This is a genomic window from Rossellomorea sp. KS-H15a, from assembly GCF_024195245.1.
GTDB classification, from domain to species: Bacteria; Bacillota; Bacilli; order Bacillales; family Bacillaceae_B; genus Rossellomorea; species Rossellomorea vietnamensis.
Genome location: NZ_CP096886.1, coordinates 758200 through 784952, shown reverse-complemented (window position 1 = coordinate 784952; position 26753 = coordinate 758200). Strand labels below are relative to the sequence as shown.

The window sequence follows — 26753 nt, the reverse complement described above, 5'->3', positions numbered from 1 at the left end:
CATTTTGCTCATTTCAAAGAAGGTTTAAACTTATCCCTTTAATCCTTCAATGATTTCTTCCAGTTTCATTCCTCTGGAAGCCTTAAATAGGATCAATTCATCCCCTTTGATCAAGGAAGACAGTTCCTGAGCCAGACTCTCTTTATCCATATAAGAGTGCACGCGCTCTTCAGGGAAATTCTCCAGGGCACCTTTTGCGATGAACGTTCCAAGCCGTCCAAACGTGAACACTTGCTGGATCTTTTCCTGATCGATCAAGTGTCCGATCTCTTGATGAAATTCTTCTTCTTGATCTCCAAGTTCGAGCATATCACCAAGGACGAGGATTTTTGTGCGGAATCCTTCGAGCTCTGACACCAGTCCGATGGCCGCTTTCATGGAAGTGGGGCTCGCATTATAGGCATCGTTGATGATGCTTTCGCCTTTCTTCCCTTCCACCATTTCCATCCTCATCTGGGTCAGCTTCAATGATTGCAAGCCTTCTTTCATTTCTTCAACGGTGAGTCCGAAATGACGGGCGATCAGGATCCCGGCAAGGGCGTTATGGATGTTATGCTGTCCCAATACAGGCAGGAAGAACGTTTCGCCTTCAGCGACAGAAGTCTCAAAATAACTTCCTTGATTGTTCATTTCGATCTTTGTCGGGTAAATATTATTGGATTCACTTCTTCCGAAGGTCTCCATATTCTTGAGGCCAATTCCCTTTACGCCCTCCTGCAGAAGCGGTTCGTCTCCGTAGTATGCAAACAGCCCGTCAGGTTTAAGCCCTTTGACAATTTCGAGCTTAGCCTTGGCGATGCCTTCACGGGAACCAAGATCCTGAAGATGGGATTCCCCGATGTTCGTGATGATGGCAGCATCCGGCTGAGAAATTTCAGATAGGAGTTCGATCTCTCCAAATCCGCTCATCCCCATTTCAAGCACAGCCACTTCCGAGTCCTGGGGCAGGGAAAGGATCGTTAACGGCAGACCGATATGGTTATTATAATTCCCCTGTGTTTTATGCACACGGTATTTTACAGATAATAGATTGGCGACAATATCCTTGGTCGTTGTTTTCCCATTGCTTCCAGTAATCCCGACTACCTTTAAGTCAAGCTCGTGCCGGTATTGGTTTGCCAAAGACTGAAGGGCAAGCAGCGGATCTTCCACCACGATGACCGGAATATCTTCCGGGGGATTAGGGACATTGATATCCCATAAGGCAGCGGATGCTCCATTGTCGATCGCCTGACGGACGAACTCGTGACCGTCGACGTTTTCTCCTTTAAAAGGAACAAATAGGTTGCCACTCCCGATTTTTCTCGTATCGATGGAAACGCCTTTTACAATCACCGGATCAAATGCAGAAGGGTCATTTTTCACATCAAGCATGGTACATATCTCTCTAATCGTCTTTTCGAACATTCGTTTTCTCCTTTTACTCATTTTTCATCAAAATAGACCAGGGACTGCCTCTAGATGTGGTCAGTCCCAAGTTGTTTACATCGTATGTTTAATCGTTTGTTTGTCTTGATAGCGTTCCAAACCAAGCTCCACGAGTTTCCCGATCAGGGTAGGATAATCGACTCCAGTGTGTTTCCAGAGAAGCGGGAACATGCTGTACGGTGTGAAACCTGGCATCGTGTTCACTTCGTTCATGTAAATCTGACCGTCTTCCGTCAAGAAGAAGTCTGCACGCACAAGTCCTGAACAATCCAGGGCTTTGTATGACTGAATCGCAATTTCCTTCATTTCATTGTAGATGCTTCCTTCTACTTCAGCAGGAATGATGAGAGCTGTATCCCCATCTTCATATTTGGCTTTATAATCGTAGAAATCTTTCTTAGGTACGATCTCTCCTGCCACGGAGCATTCCGGCTGATCGTTGCCAAGTACGCCAAGCTCGATTTCCCGGGCCTTCACGCCTTCTTCGATGATGATCTTACGGTCGAATTGGAACGCTTCTCTGAAGGCAGCCGCTAATTCCTCACGGGACGTACACTTGCTGATCCCTACAGATGAACCTAAGTTGGCAGGTTTCACGAAGCATGGGTAACCAATCTCTTCTTCCACCTGTTTATAGGCAGATTCCGGGTTCCCCTTCCACGTGCTGCGGATGAACCACGTGTAGTTGACTTGAGGAATGCCAGCCTGAGCAAATAGATTCTTCATGATGACTTTATCCATTCCGGCAGATGAAGCAAGGACACCGTTTCCTACGTATGGAAGATTCAACAGCTCAAGCATGCCTTGAACCGTTCCATCTTCACCATTCGGTCCGTGAAGCAATGGGAAGATCATGTCATATCCTTCAGACTCAGAAGGAGCGATGGACGTACTCAACGCATTAGGAGCAATTTCTTCCCCTTCTTTAAATTGCAATGCTTTCACATCTTCAACAGGGGCATTCAATTGTGGCCCTTTTATCCAATTACCTTCCGTCGAAATAAAAATAGGGTGGATTTCATATTTATTTAAGTCCAGGGCACCGATTACGGCCTTGGCTGTTTGCAGGGAAACATTATGTTCAGCGGATTTACCGCCGTACAGTAAGCACAACTTCGTTTTCATGTATTTCGTTACCTCCAATATTCACAATAGATGTTTCTATTTTATCACTTTCACCGGAAAGGGAAAGAATGATTCCTTTGGAAAATAAAAATTACCACATTTGTCTTGATTCAAATGGCATTCGGATTACGGCCCATTATATATGTATGCAAACGAAAACCAGTCCGGCGACAGTTCTTTCAATTATTATTCTGAATACACTTAAGATTTCGCCTATTTAAAAAGCTATTAAATTATCACTCTATTAGGTGTATAATCCTCGTATTAAAAACATTTGTACTTTCAAGGAGGACACCCAGATGAGAAAGCTCGGTTTACTGCCTAAGATCCTTTTAGGTATCGCGTTAGGTATTATCATTGGAGCATATGCACCAGAATGGTTTGTGAAAATCTTCGCTACATTCAATGGACTATTCGGTAATTTCCTCGGATTTGCAATTCCATTGATTATCATCGGCTTTATCGCTCCGGGGATTGGCTCCATGGGTAAAGGTGCAGGGAAACTTCTCGGATTGACCACTGCCCTTGCGTATGGTTCCACCGTGCTAGCCGGTTTACTCGCCTTTACGGTTGCGAAGTCTATTTACCCAACTTTACTCGCCAATCAAACGTCCCAATCATTTGAAAATCCAGAAGAAGCTCTTCTCAAAGGGTTCTTCACAGTGGACATGCCTCCGATCATGGGCGTGATGTCGGCACTCCTCATCGCGTTCACCATTGGACTGGGAATGGCCGCCATTAAAGGGGATACCCTTCAAAAAGGGATGGATGAATTCAGGAACATCGTGGAACTTGTCATTGAAAAGATCATCATTCCACTTTTACCGATTCATATCCTTGGGATCTTTGCCAATATGACACAAGGCGGACAGGTGAGTGCCATCATGTCTGTATTTGCAAAAGTTTTTGTCATGATCATTCTATTACATCTTGTCTTTTTAGTTGTTCAATATACAGCCGCCGGTACACTGAGAAAGCAGAACCCGCTTTCCATGATGAAGGGGATGCTCCCCGCTTATTTCACGGCACTCGGAACACAATCATCGGCGTCAACGATTCCCGTCACCCTTGAACGTTCAAAAAAAATCGGTTCAAGAGAACGGATTGCAGACTTCTCTGTCCCGCTCCTTGCCACCATTCATTTATCAGGAAGCACCATCACACTCGTCAGCTGCGCCATGGCCGTCATGTTCATCCAGGGTGAAGCTCTGCAATTCACTCAGCTGTTCCCATTCATTTTGATGCTCGGCATCACGATGATTGCAGCACCTGGTGTTCCCGGTGGAGCCGTTATGGCAGCCCTTGGATTACTTGAAACGATGCTTGGATTCGGACCGACTATGACGTCTCTCATGATTGCCCTTTACCTTGCACAGGACAGCTTCGGAACTGCCTGCAACGTAACAGGCGACGGTGCCATCACATCCATCGTCGACAAACTGACCCAAAAGAAAAAAGCACGGGTCTCGTCCATTAAAGCAAGTTAACCAAACAGAGGTCCGTCCCTCACTTTAGAGGGACGGACCTCTGTTTTTTCTTACTATCTATTCTGATTATTCAAGGTATTTTCTGTATAATGGAAATAGTAACACAATAAAGGAGTGCTCATGAATTGAAATTAACTGGTCAGCGTGTAACACTTAGAAAAATAGAAGAGAGAGACCTTCCCCGTCTATGGGACTATATTTACGGCGACCCTTCCCCTGAGTGGAAAAAATGGGACGCCCCTTATTTTAAACATACGTACGTCCCCTTTGAAGAGTATATGGAATCATCCATCAGAAATAAAAGTCGCAGCGATGAGTTCCAACGGGTCATCGAGGTCGACGGTACCATCATCGGAACCGTCGGATACTATTGGGATTACGAACCCACCAGATGGCTTGAAGCGGGAATCGTCATCTACGATCCTGCCTTTTGGAACGGTGGATATGGAACCGAAGCCTTATCCCTATGGGTCGATCACCTCTTTACGACGAAGGAAATCGGGCGGGTCGGCATCACGACGTGGTCAGGGAATGAACGGATGATGAAGGCCGCAGAGAAAATCGGGATGCAGCTTGAAGGACGTATGAGAAAATGCCGGTACTACAATGGTGTTTATTATGACTCCATACGCATGGGGATGATCAGGGAAGAATGGGAAGAAAAACGCTCTCTCTAAAAAGGAGTTCCACTATGAAAACAATCATCTTAGTCGGTGGCGGACACAGCCACCTCCACTGCATAAAAAAGAGTCAACATCAGGAGGAAAACGTGAAATGGGTCCTGATTTCCCCTTCCCGTTATCAATATTATTCCGGAATGTTCTCCGGATACACGGAGGGAATCTATTCATTGGAAGAAACCCGGATCGATTTAGAGAACTTATGTAAAGCTGCCGGCTGTGACTTTGTCAAAAGCACCGTTCTCTCCATCGATCCAGATCAGCAGCATCTGTTAACAGACAAAGGGGAGATCTTCACCTACGACTTTGTTTCATTCGACATCGGCTCCCGAAATGATTCAACGGAGATCAAAGGATTACATAAACACAACCTGCCTATCAAGCCAAATTACCGATTTCCCGAGCAAATCCAGAAACTGCAGAAAAGCCGAAAAACCATTTTCATCGGTGGCGGTGCAGCAAGTATTGAAATGGCATTATCCCTGAAAGCATGGAAAAGGGACAAAGGGTATGACAATCATGCTGTCATAGTCGCCCACTCCTCTCCACTGTTAGAAAAAGCCGGTATCTTTTCGTCTGAAAAAATGACGGCTATCGCCCTTACAAAAGGCATCGATCTGCATCAAGGGCGCGTGACGAAAGTGGAGGAGTCCCGAGTGTATACAGATAAAGGGGAGATCCTCGATTATGAAGAGGTCATTTTCCTGGGAGGACCTAAAGCACCCCCTCTATTCGCGAGCAGTGTGCTTCCGACAGATGAACAAGGATATCTGCTCGTGAACAGCTACCTTCAATCAGTTGAATACCCAAACGTGTTCGGAACCGGTGATTGCGCTACCTTACAAGACTTTCCCGATGTGCCTAAAAACGGCGTAACAGCCGTCAGACAAGGGCCCGTCCTATGGGAAAACCTGAACGGCGCCGCAGCCAATGGAAAAATCATTCCCTTTGAGCCCCAGAAACGATATCTCGCTATCATGTCTGTCGGGGACAAGCGTGGCTTCCTAACCTACGGATCCTTTTCATTGGTCAGCGGATGGGCCTGGCGGTTGAAGGACTGGATTGATCAGCGGTTTATGGGAAAGTATGGGGAGTGAGGGTTAAGCAGCTAACCCCACAAAAAAAACACGACCGCCTCCCAGCAGTCGCGCTGTAAACACCTTATCTAAACAATTCCACATACTTCTTACTAATCACAGGGAGTACCCCGTCGAACAGCTTCTCTCTCCAGTACAGGTCCGCTGTCTGCTGGACGGCTGCTGCGTGATTCGGGTAAGGATAGACCATGTTGGAAAGGGCACCGATCTTGCTTCCCTTTTCCATTGCGAACACGACCGGCTGCATCCAGTCTCCAGCGCCGGCGCCGACTGCGTGGGCACCGAGGATCCTGCCTTTCGGGTCTGTGATGATTTTAACGAGACCCTCTGTCTTCTGATCTGCCACGAACCGGTCTACCTCGTCTAACGTTTTCTTATAGACCTTGTATTCTATTCCTTTTTCCACCGCTTCTTCCTCGGTCAAGCCGATATGGAAGATTTCCGGTGTCGTATAGGTGGTCCAGGGCAGCTTGCTGTAGGAGACATTTCGTTTCAATCCAAATACGGCATTTTGGACGACAAGCTTCCCTTCCATTCCGGCACCGTGAGTGAATGGATAACGGCCGTTCACATCTCCTATCGCGAAAATATGGGGTTGATTCGTTCTTAGTTCGTCATTCACTTTGATGAATCCCCGATCGTCTGTCTCCACACCGGCAGCGGAAAGATTCAAGGAATCTGTACCCGGCTTGCGGCCTGTCGCGAGGAATAAAAGGTCCCCCTCAACCGACTGCTCTTCTCTATCTTTCACGTAATGAACCACCTTCTGTCCATCCCGCTTCGACACACGTTTAATTTCAGCTCCAAAAACAAACTGAATATCCTTTTCCAATAACCCGGTGGCCATTTCACGGATTTCTTTATCTTCTTTCACCAGGATTTCATCATGCTGTTCTAGCACTATGGCTTCTGAGCCTAAATGGGAGAATGCCTGCGCCAATTCCAGACCAATTGGACCTCCCCCGATGAAGACCACCCGGCGAGGGAGGTCATCCACTTCGAATACTGTTTCATTCGTATGGTATTCAACATTGCCAAGGCCATCGATATCGGGGACAAGTGGACTTGATCCTGTCGCCACAACCACCCTCTTCCCGGAGATCCGGTCCTCTTTCTCCACCAAAATGGTATGGGGATCCAGGAACTCGGCTGCTCCGAAATAAATATCGACCCCAAGCTCCAGGAAGCGATCGGGATCATCGTGCTGTTGAATGTGTGAAATGGCCCCTTTGACTCGTTCTTTTACCTTCTTCATATCGACGGATCCTTTTGTTTCGAATCCGTAATCCCCGGCTGAACGTATGGTCGCCACTTCTCTTGCCGATTGGATGAACGCCTTGGACGGGACACAGCCAAAGTGAAGGCAATCCCCTCCCAGAAGGCCGCTTTTTTCAACAAGTGCCACTTTTGCTCCCAGTGAGGCAGCCCCAGAGGCGACGGTCAATCCGCCTGCCCCTCCTCCTATGACAATTAAATCGTATTGTTCCATCTGAATCTCTCCTTATGAAAGTAGTCGTTTCGCTTCTAGAAATCGTTGGATTCCCGTATATAACTCCACTGCAAAAAACAGGAGGGTGGTCCACAAGACAATGGATGGAAATATCATCATGAGGCTGAACAGGATGAAACCTTCCGTTCTCTCAGCCAGTCCCGCTTGATAATAGAAGGACTTCATCCCCTGCTTCTCTGATACAGCCCCCACGGTCAGGAAAATGGTCATGGAAATGATGATGGAGACACTAAGTAAGAGAAGGGCCCACATGATGTCAGGATGAAGGAAAGCAACCCCGAGGATGACACTGATTTCAACGAACCGATCAAACGTGACATCCATGACGGTGCCAAAGGGAGATGGTTTGGTCAATCGGGCCATGGTTCCATCCACCGCGTCCAGGAATCCCGAGAGCCATAATAAAAGGACGGCCATAATCGGGAAACCCAGGTAATAGACCAGACCTGTCACAGAACCTATGATGAAGGCGGTGACTGTCACTTGATTGGCCGTTAATCCTTTGTTCAGGAACAGACGTGCCGTCCCCTCTATACTTGGCTGCACCCACTTGCGGGCATGCGTGTCTAACATGTACTTCCCATCCTTTACTTATCTTCTTTGCCCGATAATCCAAGCCATGCTTTCATCTTCTTTTTAAAAATGAGTGGTACGATGATCATGGCCAGGAAAAACGCAATGGCAATATACAAATTCGTCCGGTCTTCTCCCACCAAGCTTGACCCTAAAAAGACATAGCCAAACGTTCCTGGTAAAATCCCGATGGCTGTGGCAAGAATGAATGGAAGGTATCTCACTTTCCCCATTCCAGCGAGGTAACTGATCAAATCAAAGTTCAAGAACGGCACCAGACGCAATACAAGGACATAGATGAAGCCGCTCTCCTCCATCTTTTCCCGTATTTTCACGATGCGGGGGGAAGGTCTCTTTAACAGTTTCGCCCCCAGGATGCTTGCTGCATAATAGGCAACCGTCGCACCCCCCAGTGCCCCCAGTACAATATAAAAGAAACCTTCCACCGCACCGAAAGCAAGGCCCGCCGAGAACGACAGGATGGAAGCAGGGAAAAGGATCAATGGACGGACCGTATAGACGACAATAAATACGATCGGTGCCCAAATGCCGAATGACACGATCCAATCCCTGATGTCATGGGGCTTTATATGAAAGAAATTTCGGCTAAGCCACATGAGGAACAGTAATATCGCGATGAATAGAAAGATCTTGCCGATTTCCTTCTTCTTCAATGTTCTTCCCTCCTATTCCTCGTTCTGAAACGTTTGAATGTTCTCTTCCTTGGCATATAGCCAAACCGTCCCGTGGGAGGATTCCCCTTCAAGGGGCAGATGGAGTTTCTGCTTCAGTTCTTCCACCCATATTTCATGAATGTTCGTTCCCGCTACAAACAGCTTTTGCTGGATCTTGCCCTTCCACTTTGGGTAAGGCAGATCCTGTCCCGAAGAGCTTATGGACAGATGGGAAGCATGAATGAATTGTCCAGGAGACAGAATGAGTCCGTCACTCATAAAAGAAGCGACAAAGGAGGAGCCCGGACGGTAATAAATTTCCTCCGGTGTCCCCGCCTGCAGGAATCGTCCCTCGTGTAACACCGCCACCCGGTCTCCCACCTCATACGCTTCATCACGGTCATGGGTGACGAACAAGACTGTGGTTCCTTCTTCTTTAAATACGGTCAGTACCCACTGCCTCAACTCTCTCCTCCGTTGCAGATCCAGACTGCTAAAAGGTTCATCCAAGAGTAACAGCTTCGGTTTCAGAATGAGGGAGCGGATTAGGGACACCCGTTGCTGCTGGCCTCCCGATAGCTCAGAGGGGTAATGATGCATGACTTCACCTAAACCGACTCTTTGAATATAGTCTTTCGCCTTCCTTTTATTTTCACGTTTCTTTTCCCCTCTCATTTCGAGACCGTACATGACGTTTTCAAGTACATTCATATGAGGGAATAACAAAGGCTGCTGAAAGACCATTCCAATCGGTCGGTTTTGAGGTTTGGTTGAAGAAATATCGTTACCATCTATTAATACCTTTCCCTTTGTAGCAGATTCTAAGCCTGCGAGAATCCGCAAAAAGGTTGATTTCCCCGAACCCGACGCTCCCACTAATGAAAGGATTTCCCCTTTCTTCAATGAGAAGGTTACATCATTCAAAATCTCTTTCTCTTTAAAGGTTTTGGACACTCCCTGGATATGTATGAATGGACTCACTTCCTCTTCCTCCTTCTTAGATGCTGGTAAGGGAGTATGAATGTCAAACACCCTTCAATTATGATGTATAAGATGAGGGGGATAAGGGCGAACACGATGGAGAATGCCGCCATCACCGCTTCATCTGCCGTATCGGTAAATGGGTAATAGACCATTGCAAGGGTGACGACGTTCCCCCCGCCTATGATCGCCGTCAACACGTATTGACTTAAAGAGATGACGATCGTCAGGAACAATACACTGCGTATGCTTGGAAGGAGCAGTGGCAATTCGATATGGTATAAGCGCTTGATGGCACTCCCTCCCAGGATGGTTGATTGTTCGAGTAATTTCGAGCCGATCCGCTCATAGCCTGTTTTAAACATTTTAATGCTGTAAGGAATCGTCGGCACCAAATGAACGAGGGCGACCCCGAGCCAGTGATCGGAGAGGCCATATCGTATGAAGGTAATATGAAGTCCGATGGCAACGACTAAAACAGGAATGAACAGGGGCAGCATCATGAGCGCTTCCACCAACGCTTTCCCCCTGAAAGAAGAAAAGGAAAACACCTTTCCCGCTGTGATGCCGATCAGAAGATTGAGACCTAATACGACTACTGCAATCCATACCGACACCCCTACTGAATTCAGAAACTTCCCTTCGTTCATTAAGAGTTCCCACGCCCTTACGCTTGGTTCACCTAGAGCAGGACTCCCCCATGCCGCTACACCGTAAAAGCTTTTATACACTAAAAAGAAAAGGGGAAAGGCAAAAAGGATAAAGGATATGCTGTAAAATGACGTTTTTTTCATCATGACACCCCTAATTCCCAATCCCTTTAGTAATGTGCATCCGTTTCTTGTTCGTGAAGTAAAGAACGAGCCACATAAGGACTCCGATGCCGAGTCCGGTCATGACTAGGGAGGCAAACGCTAGTGGACGGTCACTCCAGCTACCGCTATAAAACCAGTCGTATGCAAGGATCGCAAGCATTTGTGGAGACGTTACCCCCAACAGCCGTGGAACTTCAAAGGCGGTAAAGATAAAGGCAAAAAGAATGGCCCCTGTTTCGATGAGGACAGGATAGATGAAGGGCCATTCTGCCACTCTGAACGTTTGATAAGGGCCCGCTCCCAATAATGAAGCCACCTCTTTATACCCTTTGGATAGGGTGGCATACACGGGTAACAGCATGAGGGTCACAAAGGGAACTTCTTTCCACACATACGTCAACATGATCCCGATCCCATTCCGGTCCTGTACCAATATGGGAAATTGACTGCGATCGTCAATCCAGCCCGTCACCCCGGCGATACTTGAAAAAAAGCCGCTCTGATTAAAGAGTAAGTAGACGAGATACGCCCATACAAAATGGGGGACCAGCATCGGGATCCACACCAGCAGTTTATGCCTGGTTTCCATTAACAATGGAGAGAAGGCCTTGACGATACCCAATCCAATGAAAAGGGACAGGATCGTTGAGACCGCTGTTACTGTCAGACTGAACAGGACAGATGTAATAAAACGATCTTGCTCAAACAATTCCCGGTAATGTTCGAGTGTAAAGACTCCTCCGCCCCTTACACTTTCCCACATCGCAAGAACGATCCCGAGTCCCGGGATCAGGAGGAAAAAGAGGAGTCCCGGCAGGAGGAGAAGTGCGTTATTGGTTGGCCACTTCACGTATCCAGTTCTCCTTCAACCATTCAACATAGGCAGCATCAAGCTCACCCTTGAAGTTTTTTTCAAGTTTTGAGGCCTCCAGTACACTTTCACCGCGATCGATCTCCATGAATTTCTTCCTCCACTCTTCATCAAGCTTGTTATAGGAAATGGGCGAACTCTCTCCCCAATAATCCGGCTTGAGCTTCTCATACTGCGCTTCCGGGGACAGAAATTCATTGATGGCCACCAGGGCACCCTCTTTATTGGGACTATTGAAAGGAATGGCCAGGAAATGAGTGTTCCCGATGGATCCTATGTCACTCAATATGAACGGCTTCGTGCTTGCCGGAAACACGTCATCCTTGATCAAATGTTCCGCCCTTGCCTCGTTATATCCCATCGTCATCCATACCTCTTCCTGACTGTACAGCTTATCAAGGTCCGTCAAGGTGGATGGATACGTCTCCCCTTTTCGCCACAGATAAGGCTTCATGGTGTTTAATTCGTCCCATACTTCCGCTCCTATTTCTTCTGACTTTTCCTCATCAAACCCGTCCCGGGCCAGATTCGAATCCGTTTTGGCATAGAGGAGATGTCTTAGAAATGCATTCCCAGTGAAATCACTTGGGTTTGGGTATGTGAATTTCCCGGGATTCTCTTTCATGAATGTTTTCAACTCTTCAAAGGTAGCCGGCGGGTTTTTCACTTTTTCACTATTATAGAAAAATACGAATTGAACTTTTCCCCAAGGGGCTTCGAATCCTTCTGTTTCCGTTCCGAAGTCATATTGAAATGCGTCATTGTCCGTATCATAGTATTGGTTGTAGTTAGGCAATTTGTCCGTAAAGGAACCTGCCAACAGATCTTGTTCTTTCGCGTTTTTAAAATTTTCACCGTTGACCCAGACGATGTCGATCGTCCCCTTTTCTTTTCCTGCCCGTTTCTCGGTTTGCAGCTTCTGCAGGATTTCAGGTGTGTCTAAAGGTACCCTGTTCAATTCGATATTGTTCTTTTCTTTTAACATGGGGGCCATGACCTCATCAATATATCGATTGATCCCGTCATCTCCTCCCCACATGAACATATTCACTTTGGTCCCTTCTGCTTTCGAGGTGATCGTTCCCCACTCTTCATCAGGAATTTTCCCGCTATCGTTTGCATTTGTCGAACCGCAAGCCGATACTAATAGTAAGGAAAATACGCTTACAATTGCTAACCATATTCTCATCCATTCTGCTCCTCTGCGCTTTTCTATAATTATATAGTACTAAACCGTATAATATAAAAAAGTAATCTGCCTTACATATGTAAATGAATGCCCCAATAGTGGGTGAAAGAAACCGGAAGAGCACATCCCCCATGCCTTCCAGTGCTCATTTTCTCAGAAGGCTTGTAACCTTTTTGATCAAACTCTGTCTAATACAGTAAGGAGGTGACTCTAGCGTGAAGCGATTCATGATGATCATAATCATTCTACTAACGGGAATGGCCGGATGTGGAACAGCTGATGAAAACGACAGCCAGCCGGTCAAAAAAGAGACCGAACAGAGAGCGGGTGAAGATATTTCTGTACAGAAAGGAATTGTCGCAGGCGATATGGTACCTTCATTAACCAAGAAAGATGCAGATGGTCAAAGTGTATATGTATATAGTGTAAAAAACCAAACAGAGCAGGAGAAAACATTTTCGTTTTCATCCGGCCAGACAATCGACTATGAACTTCGCAACGAAAAAGGCGAGATCGTTTATAAAGATTCAAAGAATAAAATGTATACCCAGGCGTTACAGGACATCACTGTGAAACAAGGGGAAGCGTTTTCCCGCGAAATCGTCCTTCCTAAGGTTGAAAGCGGCTCTTACACATTGACCGTCTGGATGACTGCCAAGGGGGAACAGGATTATAAAGCGACGGCTAAGGTAGTGGTTGAATAGGGACACGCAAAAAGGATTAATCTCGGCCGGGGCACGGCGAGATTAATCCTTTTCTGTGTAAACGGGGATAGACCCACTGAGGGAGATGCGTTCTGGTGTCACGATGCATTTTCTTCCGAAGAACCTGACCCCGTGTCTCGCGGCTTCTTCCATGACCCGGGCAAAATGGGGATCGATTTCAGGAGCGGAAGTGATTCCCCTGAGATCTGTGCGCTGGGCAATGAATAGGACCGCCGTTTGATAGCTTCCCTTCATCTGTAAGTGGGTCAGTTCCTCTACATGCCTCGCACCCCTTGCTGTGACAGCATCGGGAAATTTACCCATTCCGTCCTCGACCATGGTGACACTTTTGACTTCGAGTAGTAATTTCTCATCATTTTGTTTATGTTTGAGGAGGAAGTCAAAACGTGAACCTCCCACCTTATATTCGGCTTTTTCCAGACCCCACCCCTTCAGCTCCTCCAGTACTTCCAACTGCAGGGCTTCCAGTACCAACCGGTTTGGATATTGCGTATTCAAGGAAACATACATATCGTTTACGGGATCATGGGTCATGACCGCTGACCACCTTGTTTTCCTTCTTGGATCCTTGGATTCCTGGAGCCAGATCGGCCCTCCAGGTACCAATAAGTCTTTCAGCCTGCCCGGGTCCGGTAAGTGGACCTTTTCTTTTGAACCTGAAGGGAGTTCGCATTCCAGCACAAACCGATTGAGCCGTTCAAGAAAGACGGCTTGGACCAAAGTGTCATGGAATGAAATATCTGCTAAAACGTCACGGTCCCTCATTTAAGTAAGGCGCTCCAGCTCTTGGTTTTACGGTCATAAGAAAGTAACCCGTTCGCCGGTAATTTGCGAATCTGCTTATAATCCTCTGCCATTTCATCCATGTCATAATAATCACCGATCACCCATATGGGTATCTCGATCTTCCCTCTCGTCAATACTGCTTTTTCAAGGGAGATGACCGTTCCTTCTTTTAACTTATCCTGGAAGGAATGAATGACTTCCTTTCCGATCACAGGGTAGGGTTTCTCCTTCTTCATACCGAAGAGGCCCTTCCCACTCTTCATCGTACTGAGCTTTGATGAAAGGGTCGCTCCCAGCATATAATAGAAGTCCTCAAAATCCCGGTAATAAACCTTATTGAACCAGCCATCATCATGGGAAAGGTAGGCGTAGCGGTTATTCAGTTTAGAATAAAATGGAGGGTTCAATGGCTGCTTGATATGCCCCATATAAAGGAGTTCTGCAATTTCCTGTCCGTTCAATTCATCGACTCCGACCTCTTCTTCAAAATCGATCCAGCAGAAGTCTCCATAGCTCTGAACCCCGTCATCGATGATCTTCTTCATTTCGTCCTTTTCTACATATTCCATATGGGTATGTATATTGAAAGCACCATGTTCGTACTGATGCTTGATGAGAAGTAAGTTCTTTAAGGGTTTACGGGCATTCATTGCAAACTCGTTGAAATGGATTCCGTACGAAACGACATAGTGACGATCCGGATTCTTGTGAACATAGATGATATCTTTCATTTGGTTATTTGCCTTCAAGAACATTCCCTCCATCTGTTTAACACGGTGCACAGTTCATAGTTTCTATTTTATCAAATATAGAACCTACTTGTTCTTTTCTATTTCATTTCAAAATGATGACAAAAGTCGCAGGGAATTGTCGAAAATAGTCATATTTGAGTGGTATGAGTTGAAGACTAGCATCGATATTAGCCCTCTCATCCCCTTATTGATGAATATAATCTATTTCAATATGGAATACCGATTATAAATATGTAATAAATGGAATATATTTTTACTATTTTTCTCCCGATTGCTTCTGTTGTCAATATTATCAATGTATTGAATGGTTCTTCTGTTTCATATACCTGTCATGTCCCGACAGAAGTTCTCGAATTTCTCTGGTCATGAGTAGAAATTTCCTTTCATTTCTATTAGACTAGGAATGTGAAATCTTTAGAAATTCAGGTGAATAGATTATGGAAACTCGCCAGCGATTTGCTGATAAGATCGATTGGGGTCTTCTCTTTTTATTGATGCTGTTCTTTATTGTAAGTGCAATGGGAATCAGCAGTGCCCAGACCTCAGGGCAATATGGGACAAACTTTGTGATTAGACAGGCTTTTTGGTACGTAGTGGGCGGTATCATCATCGGCGCTGCGTTATTTCTCGACTCGGATCAGTATAAACGGCTTGCCTGGTACATATACGGCGCAGGAATCTTCTTGCTCGTTTTATTATTGATTTCTCCGGAAAGCATTGCACCTCACCGGAATGGGGCCAAAAGCTGGTTCATGCTTGGACCGCTTGGATCGATACAGCCTTCAGAGTTCATGAAGACATTCTTAATCCTTGCTTTGGCACGTGTCATTACCAATCATCATGAACTTAATCCAAGAAAAACAGTGCAGACAGACTTTCAGTTATTGATTAAAATCGGCTTGACCACCCTTCTCCCCCTTGCTTTCATCATGCAGCAGCCGGATTTAGGGACATCACTGGTCATACTAGCCATCATGACGGGTATCATCCTCGTTTCAGGTATTACGTGGAAGCTGATTGTGCCTATCTATGCTTCGATCGGAGTATTAGGTGCAGGCATCCTTTCACTGGTCATATGGGCACCACAATTATTGGAGAAATATTTAAACGTGAAACCTTACCAATTCGGACGGATTTATGCCTGGCTCGATCCGTACAATTATGCGAAATTAGAAGGATTTCACTTGATCAACTCCCTTAACGCCATTGGTTCGGGACAGATTTTCGGGAAAGGCTACAGTGACCGGGAAGTGTATATCCCGGAAAATCATACAGACTTTATTTTCAGTGTCATCGGTGAAGAGTACGGATTTATCGGCGCAAGTGTCGTCATCAGCTTATATTTTCTGCTGATCTACCACCTAACCAAGACGGCCCTTGATACGAAAGAGCCTTTCAACGCTTATGTGTGTGCAGGGATCATCAGTATGATCACGTTCCATGTGTTCCAGAACATCGGAATGACGATCCAGTTACTCCCGATCACCGGTATCCCCCTTCCGTTCATCAGTTATGGAGGGAGCTCCCTCATGGGGAACATGCTGGCCCTCGGCCTTGTGTTCAGTATGAGGTTCCATCATAAGACGTATATGTTTTCTTCAGAAGATTCCTAATTACCGGTTGCATTCATCCCTGAAATGTGTAAAATAATAGTAATTAGATATGGAATATTCTGTGAAGAAGAGAGTAATCCCGACGTGGATCATAAGCGAGCCGGGGGCGGTGGGAGCCCGGTATGAAGCCCTGGATGAACCGCACTTCTGAGAAGTTCTTCTTGAAATCAGTAGGGAAGGACCGGGATCTCCCGTTATACAATGAGTGTCCTTAATCGGGAATAAGAGTGGTACCGCGAGCTAAACTCGTCTCTGTATAGAGACGGGTTTTTTTGTGTTTTATACTAATGGGAGGTGTAACAAGATGGACTTGAAATTAATATTTGCTCAAGAATTAAAGACTCAGCTCCTGCAGGACTGGAGCGAGAAAGAACTATACGATTTGATTGAAACTCCGAAGCACAGCCATTTAGGGGACTTAGCCTTTCCTTGCTTCCAGTTGGCCAAAACCATGAGAAAAGCTCCTGCACAGATCGCGAAGGAAATGGCCGCTGAGATTACCTCTCCCCTTTTCACCAAGGTGGAAGCGGTTGGACCTTATATCAATATTCACTTTGACGGGAGTAAAGCAGGAAAAGAAATCGTGTCGGGGATTTTGGCGAAAGGAAAGGACTATGGAACCCACACCTTTGGAAAGGACAGAACCGTCGTATTAGACATGTCCTCTCCCAACATCGCCAAGCCGTTTTCCATGGGGCACCTCCGTTCAACGGTCATCGGGAATGCCATTGCCACCATTGCGGAAAAATGCGGCTATCGTACCGAAAAAATCAATTACATCGGAGACTGGGGAACACAGTTCGGCAAACTGATCGTCGCTTTCAAAAAGTGGGGAGACCCTGATAAGGTCAAAGAAAATCCCATTGCCGAGTTGTTCATTCTTTATAAAAAATTTCATGAAGAAGCAGAACTCGACGCTTCCCTTGAGGAAGAAGGAAGAAAAGCCTTTAAGCTCCTCGAAGACGGGGATGAAGAGATTACCGGGCTTTGGAGATGGTTTAAGGATGAATCACTCCAAGCATTTAAGACGATTTACTCTTTACTTGGCGTCGAGTTCGATTCCTATAACGGTGAAGCATTCTTCAATGACAAGATGGAAGAAGTCGTGACCTTGCTTCAGGAACATCATCTTCTAGAGGAATCCCAGGGGGCTCAAGTCGTTCGGATGGATGATGGGAATCTGCCTCCCTGCCTGATTAAGAAATCTGATGGAGCAACCCTTTATGCCACACGGGACCTGGCTGCTGCCCTTTATCGTCAGCGTCAATATGCCTTTGATGAAGCCCTGTACATTGTTGGCCAGGAGCAGACGATCCATTTCCAGCAAGTGATGAACGTCTTGAAGAAGCTCGGGTATACTTGGGCGGATGAAATGAAGCATATTCCATTCGGTTTGTATTTAAAAGATGGAAAGAAGATGTCTACAAGAAAAGGAAGGGTCATTCTCCTTGAAGAAGTGCTTCACGAAGCCATCAAAATGGCAGAGGACAACATTAAGCAGAAAAATCCTGACTTAAAGAATGCTTACAGAGTTGCAAGAGATGTCGGGGTCGGGGCAATCATTTTTCATGACCTGAAGAATGACCGTCTCAATGATATTGAATTCTCCCTTGAACATATGCTCACCTTCGAAGGTGAAACCGGTCCTTATATTCAATACACGTATGCGAGAGCCCAGTCCCTTCTCAGAAAAGCAGGACAGATCGATCCACTGACATTTGAAGGTCTTGAAGATGCTGAAAGCTGGGACGTGATTAAACAGCTGCGGTTATTTCCGGAAATGATCGAAAAATCATGGCAGCATTATGCTCCATCTATCATTGCCAAATATTTAATCGTCACATCACAAAGCTTTAACCGTTATTATGCTAAAACCAAAATCATTTCAGATGACAGCCAGCAAAATTCTCGTCTGGCCCTGGTTCATGCCGTGGGGATTGTCCTTGCCGAAGGATTACGATTATTGGGGATGAAATCCCCTGCTGAAATGTAGAATCCGAAAGAATACTGTCACTATTTCCCGAGAAATAGATTTATTTCGAGAATGTGAACGATTCAGTTCTTTAAGTACAGGGTGAATAGGATATTTCATGACTCCCTTTATGAAAAGTGATATACTTCTTATGTTCTATTAAAAACGAAACTAACGCTTTATTCATAAAGGAGATTACTTATGTCTGAACTACTTCACACGTTCGAAGCATGGTTAATGGATTACGGTGTATGGGGACTGATCATCGTCTCTTTCGCAGATTCATCTTTCTTCCCCATTCCACCTGATGTATTACTGATTCCATTGGCGATTGCCAACCCTGGCAGTGCACTGCTTTACGCACTTTATACGACGATCGCTTCCGTCATCGGAGCCCTTTTTGGATGGTTGATCGGGAAAAAGCTGGGTCGCCCGATTCTTGTTCGGCTATTCTCTGAAGCAAGAATTCAAAAAGTAGAAGAGTACTTCAAAAAGTTCGGCCCAATGGCCTTACTGATTGCAGGTCTGACACCGGTCCCGTATAAGATTTTCACCATATTCGCAGGGGTATCCGGTGTGAAGATCCGGGTACTTGTGATCTGGTCGATCATCGGCAGGGGGATTCGCTTTTTCTTGGAGGGTGCAATCATTCTCACATTGGGAGCGAAAGCAAAACCTTTTATCGAAGAGAACTTCACTATACTGACACTTGCTGCAGGCGGTGTACTGATTCTTGTCTATCTCGTCTACTTGGTCATCAAAAAGAAAAAGCAAACTCCTTGATCAGCTGATCTAAAAAGGAGCATGGGATGATCCCATGCTCCTTTTTTATTCGGAAGTTCCCACGACAAAGCGTAGATGCTTATGTAATACGCGCAGGGACTGCCTGCTACCTTCATAGAGTTCCCCATCCATATCAAGCTTCTCATCCTGCCCGAGTTCAATATGGGCTTCTTTTGCTTGTATGTGCATAATATCGTCATATTCTTCGCTGATATTACCTGTACTTTTAATGACGAGAAATTCCTTCAGCAATGGAAATCCACTTTTCTTCACTACATATATGTCCATCAATCCATCGTCCATATTGATACACGTAGGCAGTGGATTGGATCCGATCGAACGTCCGTTTGCGACCAACAGCATGACGACCTCTTCTTCCACTACCTCATTTTCCGTCGTGACCTTCACATTCAAGATAGGTGAATCCTGAATCGATTGGAAAGCACTGATATAATAACTCAGTTTCCCGAGGACGCTCTTTGATCCTACATCAATATTATCGCTCGTCTGGGCAACCAGTCCCGTGCCCCAGAAGTTACTGAAATACCTCTCCCCTGCTTTCACAATGTCGATTTCCTGTTCATAAGGCTGTTCGGTTATAAGACGGACAGCTTGTCCAATATTCATCGGAATGCGCAGGGAGCGGGCAAAATCGTTACATGTGCCACCAGGAAGAATGGCGACAAGCGGACGATCACTGAGAACTGACAGCCCATTGATGGCTTCATGGATCGTACCGTCCCCGCCCATGATCACCACCAGCTCAAAACGACTCCCTGATTCCCTGCAGACCCTTTCGGCATCTCCCTTTTCTTTTGTTTTATGAATGATGAGTTCGTTGCAGATATCCAATAAAGGGGGAACGGCATCCTTCAACAGGATTTCGAGTGTCCCTTGACCTGCCTTGCCATTGCATATAAGCAATACTTCCGAAAATCTCGCCATGAATATCGTCACCTAACCTATAGATTTAGTATGGTACATAAAAAGAGGCTGACCCAAAACGATGAGTGATGATCATCCTTATCGGACCAGGCCATATGATTAGAAAATATTTCAACCTATCATGGGTACTTACCGGCTTTTGAAGCCAATGAATCTTGGGTCAACCTCTTTTACTATGCCGTATTCGAGTCTTCCTGAGGGACTTGGAGTACAGATCGATAGGCAATTCCGAGACGCCCTTTGATATAGCTTTGGGGGTCATAGGGAATATGCTGATGCTGCATGCGATGAAGCTCCATTTCTGCAAACATAGCCAGTGCACGACAGACCTGATCCAATGCCATGCTTATACGATGTGGATCTGCAAGCTGGTCCCGGCTCATACAGTAGTATGAAATCTCATCTGCCTTCTTTCTGATTTCCTTTAATGCTTGTGGATCAAACATCATTCTTTCCATGCCTAACCCTCCCCTTTACCTTTAGCTATAGTATATCGGGAAGAATCGGGAATTATGTCTGTCCTATATTTCGGATAAGCATGGATTATGAATCTTGTGTTAACGTCTTAGGTAATGGTTGATACTGCTTTAGTGAATGAAGAATTTCCCGTCTTGATTTCGTTTTTGAAATATTCACACCGACGTTCGACAATTTCGTTATCACTTTTTTAAAGCGATCGTTCTCCTTTACCACGTTATTCACCTCTTTTTAAAATATCGTTACCTATTTGTACGTTTTACTCCGTAAAAGGTTTCACTTATTGTAATATGGTTTTCCTTTTCCCTAAAAATGAAACGATAATCCTACTTTTACACATTTCAGAAGAATAATTTGTTTCGAATTACACAATTTATACTCATGAAAACTAAATTGACATGTATTCTAATCACAACGTCCCTTTTTTTTAGTCTAATTGGTCTACATAAAATAAATGCCGTAAGCACGTATATTGTAAAAAAAGGAGATACACTTTGGACCATTTCCAGGGAGTTCCAAATTGGATTATCTGAAATGATCCGTGCGAACCCCCAGTTGAAAGATCCAAACATCATTTATCCGGGTCAAAACATTAAGATCCCTGGCATCACATCCCAAAGTTCATTCGAAAACCAAGTCATTGAATTAACAAATAAGGAACGGGAGAAAAACGGCCTCCCTCCTCTTCACTCTGACGGAAATCTCTCTCGGGTCGCCTTGTATAAGTCCCGTGATATGAGGGATGCCGGGTACTTCTCCCATAGAAGCCCGACCTACGGAACTCCCGATGAGATGCTGACACGTTTCCACATCGTATATAGCGAAGCTAGTGAAAATATCGCTGCCGGTCAAATGAGTCCTGAAAAAGTTGTCCGGGACTGGATGGACAGTCCGGTTCACCGTAAGAACATTCTCAACAAGTCCTATACACAAGTTGGAGTAGGATATGCCGATGGTGGGACTTACGGGTCGTACTGGACACAGCTATTTATTGCGAAAGAAGGTCCGTCCCTCCAAAAGCTCAACTAAGTTTGGAAAAACATGTTCAGAATAAGAGTGGGATATAGGATGAATAATAAGGGTGTACTGCCATTATGATCAAGGGGGAATATTTCATGCAAGTACGTGATATTATGTCGACAAATGTGGAAGCAGCTTCTAACCAGGATTCACTTGAGAGCGTCGCTTCCAAGATGAGTTCCAGAAATGTTGGTTCCGTTCCTGTCGTTGAAAACGGGCAGGTTGTCGGGATGATTACGGACCGTGATATTGCCACTCGTGGACTGTCTCAGGGTGCACAGGGAAATGTCTCTCAGGTTATGTCACAGCAAGTTGTGACCATTTCTCCTGATGCATCCGTAGAAGAAGCATCGGCTTTGATGTCCCAGCATCAGGTGCGCCGTTTGCCTGTTGTGGAAAATGGTCAGCTGGTCGGGATGCTGGCTTTAGGAGATTTGGCAGTACAGCAGAAATCCGATCAAAGTGCCGGAAGTGCCTTAAGCGGAATCTCCCAGAATCACCTTCGCTAATAAAGGCTTAAGAGCAAAAACTTCATAGCTTCCTTTTACTGAATAAGGGGCTTCTGCAGCCCCTTATTCAGCATGTAAAGAGATCTTAATCGACTTATTGTGACGAAGAGATGGGTATATCGTCATTTTTTTCATGTTAAGGAAGGATTTTCTTTGTTTGTGACGAATTTGTGATTAATGCAAAAGGTGTTTATGGAGGAGGAGGTTTTGTATGAGTCGTGCTGCACGATCGTACCGTAAGGAAGTTCGTCATTTTAAACGTGAGAACCGCAAAAGAGTCTTCACCGACAGCATTCTTGATTTCTTATTTATGTTATTTGGTATTTCAATGATCACGGGGATTTTGTTATTTGTTTTAGGATTTTGGAATTTTTATTAATCAGATCTCTGCCATTATTTATCCTATTTTAATAGCTTGAACGCTTAACCGTCGCCATGGATTTCTATGGCTTTTTTTGTGTTCCGAGCTGCACTCACTACATAAAAAAACATTATTCAAATAAACACAAATAAGTTATTTCACAATAATTATACACGCTATTACTTTCGTCATTAACGTAGCACGAAAACCTTTATTACTATGATAAAATAGTTCGATTCACTAAATAATATCTGGTAATATTTTAATATTCAGATAATAACTTGACTTTCATTTTAAATTTTCAGATAATAATACATGTAACCGACACAAATTTTCGAGGGGGTTATCATGGATATTTTAAACAATTTAGTTACGGAAGCAAATTCCATATTATGGGGGTATATTTTAATCGGTGTACTGCTCATTTTAGGATTATACTTCACAATCGGATCTAAATTTGTTCAAATTCGCCATATAGGTGAAATGCTTCGATTATTAGGGGATAAAGATGTCGTTGAAGCAGAAGGGGAAAAGCAGATTTCTTCCTTACAGGCATTCTTTATTGGAGCAGGTACTCGAATTGGTACAGGTAATTTAGCAGGAGTAGCCATTGCCTTAGCAATTGGGGGACCTGGAGCGGTCTTCTGGATGTGGCTCGTTGCCATTCTGGGAGGAGCCAGCGCCTTTGTCGAAAGCACATTGGCACAGATTTATAAAGAAAAGGATAAGGTAGGATTCAAAGGCGGCCCCGGCTACTATATGAAGAAACAACTGGGCAAGCCCTGGATGAGTTCGATCTTTGCGGTTACCATCATCCTTTCCTTCGGGACAACCTTTAATGCTGTCCAAAGTAATACCATTGCAACGGCCTTCAGTAATTCATTTGGCATCAATACGTTTGTCATTGGAATTGTACTGGCCGGATTGACTGCACTCATCATCTTTGGCGGTGTGAAACGCATAGCCAACTTTTCATCTTTCATTGTACCGATCATGGCAGGCTTTTATATTATTCTAGCTCTATTTGTAGTCATTACGAATATCACTGAAATGCCCGGCGTCATCGCCATGATTTTCAAGAGTGCCTTCGGCTTTGAACAAGTCGTCGGTGGGGGTATCGGAGCTGCGATCATGAACGGTGTAAAGCGTGGGCTATTCTCCAATGAAGCCGGAATGGGTAGTGCACCGAATGCAGCGGCTACGGCATCGGTTTCCCACCCCGTCAAGCAGGGGTTCATCCAGGCACTGGGGGTATTCTTTGATACGATTCTTGTATGTTCCGCGACGGCCTTTATCATTTTAACATCAGACGCATACGGTTCCGGTTTGACTGGAATTGAACTTTCTCAAGCAGCCATGTCTGAACACTTTAACTCATGGGCCGGAATCTTTCTGGCGATTGCCATCTTTACCTTTGCCTTCAGTTCCATCATTGGGAGTTATTATTATGGTGAAGCCAATCTTCCATTCATTAATAAAAGCAAGACCGGCCTTCTGATCTACCGCTTCATTGCACTGGGAATGGTGGTCTTCGGGTCTGTCGCAAGTCTTGATATCGTTTGGAGCCTCGCTGACTTTTCAATGGCCTTGATGGCCCTTACGAACTTGGCCGCCATCGGTGTCCTTGCACCGATCGCCTTTAAGGCTTTGGACAACTATATGACGCAACGTCGTCAAGGATTGGATCCTGTCTTCTATGCAGATGATATTCCTGGTTTAAAGAATGTCGAATGCTGGCCAAAGCGTCAAAGTGATATGCCTAAAAAAGCCGTAAATGAATAATCAACCTTATACGAAAGAGCAGGACCAGGTCCCTGCTCTTTTTTCTTGTCATTTTTTTCTATTCCATTCTCAGGTATACTATTGATAGAAAGTTAGTCAAAGGAGCCATAACATGATGAGTATCCTATCTGCTCTTCTAGGGGCATTATTTTTTCTTAACCTGATCCTTGCCGCTGTCATCATATTCTTGGAGCGGAAAGATGCGGGAGCGACCTGGGCCTGGCTGATGGTGTTGTTCTTCATTCCATTTCTGGGGTTCATCCTCTATTTGGTGTTCGGGCAGAACTTGAGCAGGAAAAGGTTATTTGACTGGGAGGATATGAAGAAGATCGGAATTGAAGGCTTGATTCACAATCAGATTCGATCCTTGAAGGAACATCGTTTTCCTTTTAAAAATGAAATCGCCTTTCGTTATCAGGATCTTATTTATATGCATCTGATCAATAATGAGGCCCTACTGACCCAGGATAATGAGGTCACCTTTTATACACACGGAGAAGACAAGTTTGAAGCGCTGTTAGAAGACATCGAGGCAGCAGATGATCATATTCATATACAATATTATATTTTCAAGAAAGATCAGCTAGGTATGCGCATCTTGAAGAAGCTCACGGAAAAAGCTAAGAAAGGCGTAAAGGTCAGGGTCCTATACGATGAAATGGGGTCCAGGCGAACGAGGCGGGGGTTCTTTAGAGACCTCCTCTCTGCCGGTGGTGAGGTGGAAGTGTTTTTCCCTTCGAAGATCCCCTTTATCAACCTTCGCTTAAACTATCGAAATCATAGAAAGCTTGTGATCATTGATGGAAAAGTTGGCTATGTAGGCGGCTTTAATATCGGAGATGAATACCTGGGCTTGAACCCCAAGTTCGGTTATTGGCGGGATACCCACCTCAGAATTGCCGGCAGCTCTGCACTCGCCATGCAGACAAGATTCATCCTCGATTGGAATCAGGCAAGCCGATCAAAGAAGATTGCCTATGACCTGCGATACTTTCCCCCGCCATCTTTCACGGGGGATGCAGGGGTTCAGATTGTCACATGCGGTCCCGACTCGGAATGGGAGCAGATAAAAAATGGCTATATCAAAATGATTTCATCAGCCAAGGAATCCATCTACATCCAGACCCCATACTTTATTCCAGACGTCAGTCTCCTCGATTCTTTGAGGATTGCTTCTCTTACGGGGGTGGATGTCCGGATTATGATCCCGAATAAACCCGACCATCTATTTGTCTATTGGGCGACGTATTCGTATATCGGGGAGCTCCTGAAAGCCGGAGCGAAGATTTATATTTATGATAATGGATTTATACATGCCAAAACGATTGTCGTCGATGAGGTCATTTCCTCTGTCGGTACAGCCAATATCGATGTACGAAGCTTTCGTTTAAACTTTGAGGTCAATGCCTTTTTATATGATCAGGCACTCTCTGAGGGTCTTGGAGTAGTGTTTAGAAAGGACATTGAAAAGAGCAGGGAATTAACGTTGGAAGACTATCATCAAAGACCTTTGACGATCAAAGTCAAGGAATCCATATCAAGGCTGTTGTCCCCGATCTTATAGATGGGATGATTGGACATTGCCATCTGCGGATAGAAAAAGGCATAATAGACTTATTGTGAAAGAAAAAGAGAGGGATGAGATCATGAGTGTGCACAAAGAAATTTCCAAGCATTCCAACATGCAAAATCAGCTTGTTCAGCAATTTATGAAACTGGATGAGCAGAGAGAAAAAGCGATTGACGAAGCTGTTCAGCTTTGTTATGACGGAAAACCTTTTACAACAGATCACATAAATCAAGTAACAAATGAAATCAATACCCTGGCAAGACGCGGGGTCGTTCCGCAAAGAAAACTTGTGACAACGGGAATGGTTGAGGAATATGTCGCGAGACTAAAATAAGCTGGACAACATAAATAACCCTGATTCGTCTGCAACCATTCTGATGGTGAGATCGTTTCAGGGTTACTTTATTTGAAGGCTGAAATTTAGGCTTTTAATGCGCTATTCCACCCATCATAAACAAATACAGGCTGTGTATCGTTTTCTGCTCGCTCTGTCACCACATAGTTTTTATGTGCTACGACCGTTTGATCATCTGGTAAATCCAGTTTCTTCGCAATTTCCCTATCCATTTTGACAATGACGGTATTTTCTCTCAAGGTCGTGACGACACCATTGATGACATGTTTCTTTCTTTTAAACTGAATCGTATCCCCAAGGTTTGCATTCTCTTTTGAATAAACGAATGTATTTTCCATTTTAAAGTCCCCTTTTTAGTTAAAATGATCGTTCTCTTTTTAATTGAAAGAATTTTCTAATAATATTATTTTAACTTGTATTTATATAAATTTCAATGAATGACTTATCCTTTTTGTACCACAATTACATAAAGTCAAAACCTTTTGATGTCTTTTTTCAAAATCTTTTACAGCCAAAGCGATGCCTGGCTGATTTTCGCTCCAGGTGCTCGCTTTCCGCGGGGCGTGAGTTGAGCACCTTCCGCTACAATCAGCGTCAAAGTGAAGTTTAAAGACTTGTTTAGCAGTGCCCTTCAAGATAAACACTTTCAAGGTAAAATCATTTCTCTATATAT

Annotated in this window: 28 protein-coding genes and 1 other annotated feature; of the genes, 13 read left to right on the top strand and 15 right to left on the bottom strand. The window is 44.9% G+C overall.

Annotation, left to right across the window (positions count from 1 at the left end; translation table 11 throughout):
* Positions 1-30 precede the first annotated feature (30 nt).
* Both murF and M1J35_RS03945 read right to left on the bottom strand, forming a co-directional pair.
* On the bottom strand, positions 31-1407 hold the full coding sequence (gene murF / locus M1J35_RS03950; protein ID WP_254652789.1) for a UDP-N-acetylmuramoyl-tripeptide--D-alanyl-D-alanine ligase: 1377 nt from the start codon (positions 1405-1407) through the stop codon (positions 31-33).
* A gap of 75 nt (positions 1408-1482) precedes the next feature.
* Positions 1483-2553: a D-alanine--D-alanine ligase gene (locus tag M1J35_RS03945; RefSeq protein ID WP_079532958.1), complete on the bottom strand. Its 1071-nt coding sequence runs from the start codon at positions 2551-2553 to the stop codon at positions 1483-1485.
* A 299-nt stretch (positions 2554-2852) separates the two neighbouring features.
* Between M1J35_RS03945 and M1J35_RS03940 the strand changes: the two genes are divergently transcribed.
* The 3 genes from M1J35_RS03940 to M1J35_RS03930 all read left to right on the top strand — a co-directional run bounded on the left by M1J35_RS03940 (position 2853) and on the right by M1J35_RS03930 (position 5817).
* Positions 2853-4040: a dicarboxylate/amino acid:cation symporter gene (locus M1J35_RS03940; RefSeq protein WP_079532959.1), complete on the top strand. Its 1188-nt coding sequence runs from the start codon at positions 2853-2855 to the stop codon at positions 4038-4040.
* Between the two features lie 125 nt (positions 4041-4165).
* Entirely contained in the window at positions 4166-4717 is a 552-nt protein-coding gene (locus tag M1J35_RS03935) for a GNAT family N-acetyltransferase (protein WP_229596860.1), read from the top strand.
* A 14-nt stretch (positions 4718-4731) separates the two neighbouring features.
* Positions 4732-5817 carry an FAD-dependent oxidoreductase gene (locus M1J35_RS03930; RefSeq protein ID WP_254652788.1) on the top strand — a complete coding sequence of 362 codons (1086 nt, stop codon included), beginning with the start codon at positions 4732-4734 and terminating at the stop codon, positions 5815-5817.
* 64 nt (positions 5818-5881) lie between these two features.
* On the opposite strand, the gene M1J35_RS03925 is transcribed toward M1J35_RS03930, so the two are convergent.
* The 7 genes from M1J35_RS03925 to M1J35_RS03895 are packed head-to-tail and all read right to left on the bottom strand — an operon-like array spanning position 5882 to position 12430.
* Positions 5882-7306 carry a dihydrolipoyl dehydrogenase family protein gene (locus M1J35_RS03925; RefSeq protein ID WP_254652787.1) on the bottom strand — a complete coding sequence of 475 codons (1425 nt, stop codon included), beginning with the start codon at positions 7304-7306 and terminating at the stop codon, positions 5882-5884.
* Positions 7307-7318: 12 nt separating this feature from the next.
* Entirely contained in the window at positions 7319-7900 is a 582-nt protein-coding gene (locus M1J35_RS03920; protein WP_254652786.1) for a CDP-alcohol phosphatidyltransferase family protein, read from the bottom strand.
* 14 nt (positions 7901-7914) lie between these two features.
* Positions 7915-8574: a TVP38/TMEM64 family protein gene (locus M1J35_RS03915; RefSeq protein ID WP_034763107.1), complete on the bottom strand. Its 660-nt coding sequence runs from the start codon at positions 8572-8574 to the stop codon at positions 7915-7917.
* A 12-nt stretch (positions 8575-8586) separates the two neighbouring features.
* Positions 8587-9555 (bottom strand): ABC transporter ATP-binding protein, encoded by a 969-nt coding sequence (locus tag M1J35_RS03910; protein ID WP_061811070.1) that lies wholly within the window; start codon positions 9553-9555, stop codon positions 8587-8589.
* Positions 9552-10352 (bottom strand): ABC transporter permease, encoded by an 801-nt coding sequence (locus tag M1J35_RS03905; protein WP_254652785.1) that lies wholly within the window; start codon positions 10350-10352, stop codon positions 9552-9554. Before M1J35_RS03905 ends, M1J35_RS03910 begins: the two co-directional genes overlap by 4 nt.
* A gap of 7 nt (positions 10353-10359) precedes the next feature.
* On the bottom strand, positions 10360-11220 hold the full coding sequence (locus M1J35_RS03900; RefSeq protein WP_254652784.1) for an ABC transporter permease: 861 nt from the start codon (positions 11218-11220) through the stop codon (positions 10360-10362).
* On the bottom strand, positions 11201-12430 hold the full coding sequence (locus M1J35_RS03895; protein WP_254652783.1) for an ABC transporter substrate-binding protein: 1230 nt from the start codon (positions 12428-12430) through the stop codon (positions 11201-11203). The genes M1J35_RS03900 and M1J35_RS03895 overlap by 20 nt, the downstream gene beginning before the upstream one ends.
* Before the next feature lie 215 nt (positions 12431-12645).
* Here M1J35_RS03895 and M1J35_RS03890 point away from each other — a divergent pair, with 215 nt between their 5' ends.
* Entirely contained in the window at positions 12646-13134 is a 489-nt protein-coding gene (locus M1J35_RS03890) for a BsuPI-related putative proteinase inhibitor (RefSeq protein ID WP_051758443.1), read from the top strand.
* Between the two features lie 42 nt (positions 13135-13176).
* On the opposite strand, the gene sfsA is transcribed toward M1J35_RS03890, so the two are convergent.
* Positions 13177-13920 (bottom strand): DNA/RNA nuclease SfsA, encoded by a 744-nt coding sequence (gene sfsA / locus M1J35_RS03885; RefSeq protein ID WP_051758444.1) that lies wholly within the window; start codon positions 13918-13920, stop codon positions 13177-13179.
* Positions 13917-14696 (bottom strand): hypothetical protein, encoded by a 780-nt coding sequence (locus M1J35_RS03880; protein WP_254652782.1) that lies wholly within the window; start codon positions 14694-14696, stop codon positions 13917-13919. Before M1J35_RS03880 ends, sfsA begins: the two co-directional genes overlap by 4 nt.
* Positions 14697-15130: 434 nt before the next feature.
* On the opposite strand from M1J35_RS03880, the gene M1J35_RS03875 reads away from it, so the two are divergent.
* The 3 genes from M1J35_RS03875 to M1J35_RS03865 all read left to right on the top strand — a co-directional run bounded on the left by M1J35_RS03875 (position 15131) and on the right by M1J35_RS03865 (position 19061).
* Positions 15131-16306, top strand: coding sequence for an FtsW/RodA/SpoVE family cell cycle protein (locus tag M1J35_RS03875; protein ID WP_034763125.1), 1176 nt, complete (start codon positions 15131-15133; stop codon positions 16304-16306).
* A gap of 52 nt (positions 16307-16358) precedes the next feature.
* Positions 16359-16563: a binding site (T-box leader), on the top strand.
* Positions 16564-16610: 47 nt separating this feature from the next.
* Positions 16611-18299 carry an arginine--tRNA ligase gene (gene argS, locus M1J35_RS03870; protein WP_254652781.1) on the top strand — a complete coding sequence of 563 codons (1689 nt, stop codon included), beginning with the start codon at positions 16611-16613 and terminating at the stop codon, positions 18297-18299.
* 180 nt (positions 18300-18479) lie between these two features.
* Complete coding sequence (locus M1J35_RS03865) at positions 18480-19061, top strand: YqaA family protein (RefSeq protein ID WP_034763130.1); 582 nt, start codon at positions 18480-18482, stop codon at positions 19059-19061.
* 45 nt (positions 19062-19106) lie between these two features.
* Here the strand turns inward: M1J35_RS03865 and M1J35_RS03860 are convergent, their stop codons facing one another.
* The 3 genes from M1J35_RS03860 to M1J35_RS03850 all read right to left on the bottom strand — a co-directional run bounded on the left by M1J35_RS03860 (position 19107) and on the right by M1J35_RS03850 (position 20669).
* Entirely contained in the window at positions 19107-20006 is a 900-nt protein-coding gene (locus tag M1J35_RS03860) for a diacylglycerol/lipid kinase family protein (protein ID WP_159361022.1), read from the bottom strand.
* A gap of 173 nt (positions 20007-20179) precedes the next feature.
* Positions 20180-20464: a hypothetical protein gene (locus M1J35_RS03855; protein ID WP_224521628.1), complete on the bottom strand. Its 285-nt coding sequence runs from the start codon at positions 20462-20464 to the stop codon at positions 20180-20182.
* Between the two features lie 85 nt (positions 20465-20549).
* A complete protein-coding gene (locus M1J35_RS03850) occupies positions 20550-20669 on the bottom strand; it encodes an Lmo0850 family protein (protein WP_249922575.1) in 120 nt (39 codons plus the stop codon).
* A 195-nt stretch (positions 20670-20864) separates the two neighbouring features.
* On the opposite strand from M1J35_RS03850, the gene safA reads away from it, so the two are divergent.
* The 6 genes from safA to M1J35_RS03820 all read left to right on the top strand — a co-directional run bounded on the left by safA (position 20865) and on the right by M1J35_RS03820 (position 26059).
* Positions 20865-21512 carry a SafA/ExsA family spore coat assembly protein gene (safA, locus tag M1J35_RS03845; protein ID WP_254652780.1) on the top strand — a complete coding sequence of 216 codons (648 nt, stop codon included), beginning with the start codon at positions 20865-20867 and terminating at the stop codon, positions 21510-21512.
* Positions 21513-21598: 86 nt separating this feature from the next.
* Positions 21599-22012 (top strand): CBS domain-containing protein, encoded by a 414-nt coding sequence (locus M1J35_RS03840; protein WP_034763135.1) that lies wholly within the window; start codon positions 21599-21601, stop codon positions 22010-22012.
* Between the two features lie 211 nt (positions 22013-22223).
* Complete coding sequence (locus M1J35_RS03835) at positions 22224-22391, top strand: hypothetical protein (protein WP_254652779.1); 168 nt, start codon at positions 22224-22226, stop codon at positions 22389-22391.
* Positions 22392-22721: 330 nt separating this feature from the next.
* The gene (locus M1J35_RS03830) at positions 22722-24155 is read left to right on the top strand and encodes an alanine/glycine:cation symporter family protein (RefSeq protein ID WP_224521629.1); all 1434 of its coding nucleotides are present in this window, start codon (positions 22722-22724) and stop codon (positions 24153-24155) included.
* A 115-nt stretch (positions 24156-24270) separates the two neighbouring features.
* Positions 24271-25719, top strand: coding sequence for a cardiolipin synthase (gene cls, locus M1J35_RS03825; protein WP_254653681.1), 1449 nt, complete (start codon positions 24271-24273; stop codon positions 25717-25719).
* An 82-nt stretch (positions 25720-25801) separates the two neighbouring features.
* Positions 25802-26059, top strand: coding sequence for a YpbS family protein (locus M1J35_RS03820; protein ID WP_254652778.1), 258 nt, complete (start codon positions 25802-25804; stop codon positions 26057-26059).
* A gap of 86 nt (positions 26060-26145) precedes the next feature.
* Here the strand turns inward: M1J35_RS03820 and M1J35_RS03815 are convergent, their stop codons facing one another.
* The gene (locus M1J35_RS03815) at positions 26146-26418 is read right to left on the bottom strand and encodes a DUF2187 family protein (RefSeq protein ID WP_051758445.1); all 273 of its coding nucleotides are present in this window, start codon (positions 26416-26418) and stop codon (positions 26146-26148) included.
* Positions 26419-26753 lie beyond the last annotated feature (335 nt).

Excerpts from the sequence above, each read along its gene's own strand:
- murF (WP_254652789.1), bottom strand. The coding sequence starts at position 1,407 with ATGTTCGAAAAGACGATTAGAGAGATATGTACCATGCTTGATGTGAAA.
- M1J35_RS03945 (WP_079532958.1), bottom strand. The coding sequence starts at position 2,553 with ATGAAAACGAAGTTGTGCTTACTGTACGGCGGTAAATCCGCTGAACAT.
- M1J35_RS03940 (WP_079532959.1), top strand. The coding sequence starts at position 2,853 with ATGAGAAAGCTCGGTTTACTGCCTAAGATCCTTTTAGGTATCGCGTTA.
- M1J35_RS03930 (WP_254652788.1), top strand. The coding sequence starts at position 4,732 with ATGAAAACAATCATCTTAGTCGGTGGCGGACACAGCCACCTCCACTGC.
- M1J35_RS03925 (WP_254652787.1), bottom strand. The coding sequence starts at position 7,306 with ATGGAACAATACGATTTAATTGTCATAGGAGGAGGGGCAGGCGGATTG.
- M1J35_RS03920 (WP_254652786.1), bottom strand. The coding sequence starts at position 7,900 with ATGTTAGACACGCATGCCCGCAAGTGGGTGCAGCCAAGTATAGAGGGG.
- M1J35_RS03905 (WP_254652785.1), bottom strand. The coding sequence starts at position 10,352 with ATGATGAAAAAAACGTCATTTTACAGCATATCCTTTATCCTTTTTGCC.
- M1J35_RS03895 (WP_254652783.1), bottom strand. The coding sequence starts at position 12,430 with ATGAGAATATGGTTAGCAATTGTAAGCGTATTTTCCTTACTATTAGTA.
- sfsA (WP_051758444.1), bottom strand. The coding sequence starts at position 13,920 with ATGAGGGACCGTGACGTTTTAGCAGATATTTCATTCCATGACACTTTG.
- M1J35_RS03880 (WP_254652782.1), bottom strand. The coding sequence starts at position 14,696 with ATGTTCTTGAAGGCAAATAACCAAATGAAAGATATCATCTATGTTCAC.
- M1J35_RS03875 (WP_034763125.1), top strand. The coding sequence starts at position 15,131 with ATGGAAACTCGCCAGCGATTTGCTGATAAGATCGATTGGGGTCTTCTC.
- argS (WP_254652781.1), top strand. The coding sequence starts at position 16,611 with ATGGACTTGAAATTAATATTTGCTCAAGAATTAAAGACTCAGCTCCTG.
- M1J35_RS03865 (WP_034763130.1), top strand. The coding sequence starts at position 18,480 with ATGTCTGAACTACTTCACACGTTCGAAGCATGGTTAATGGATTACGGT.
- M1J35_RS03860 (WP_159361022.1), bottom strand. The coding sequence starts at position 20,006 with ATGGCGAGATTTTCGGAAGTATTGCTTATATGCAATGGCAAGGCAGGT.
- M1J35_RS03855 (WP_224521628.1), bottom strand. The coding sequence starts at position 20,464 with ATGGAAAGAATGATGTTTGATCCACAAGCATTAAAGGAAATCAGAAAG.
- safA (WP_254652780.1), top strand. The coding sequence starts at position 20,865 with ATGAAAACTAAATTGACATGTATTCTAATCACAACGTCCCTTTTTTTT.
- M1J35_RS03840 (WP_034763135.1), top strand. The coding sequence starts at position 21,599 with ATGCAAGTACGTGATATTATGTCGACAAATGTGGAAGCAGCTTCTAAC.
- M1J35_RS03835 (WP_254652779.1), top strand. The coding sequence starts at position 22,224 with ATGAGTCGTGCTGCACGATCGTACCGTAAGGAAGTTCGTCATTTTAAA.
- M1J35_RS03830 (WP_224521629.1), top strand. The coding sequence starts at position 22,722 with ATGGATATTTTAAACAATTTAGTTACGGAAGCAAATTCCATATTATGG.
- cls (WP_254653681.1), top strand. The coding sequence starts at position 24,271 with ATGAGTATCCTATCTGCTCTTCTAGGGGCATTATTTTTTCTTAACCTG.
- M1J35_RS03820 (WP_254652778.1), top strand. The coding sequence starts at position 25,802 with ATGAGTGTGCACAAAGAAATTTCCAAGCATTCCAACATGCAAAATCAG.
- M1J35_RS03815 (WP_051758445.1), bottom strand. The coding sequence starts at position 26,418 with ATGGAAAATACATTCGTTTATTCAAAAGAGAATGCAAACCTTGGGGAT.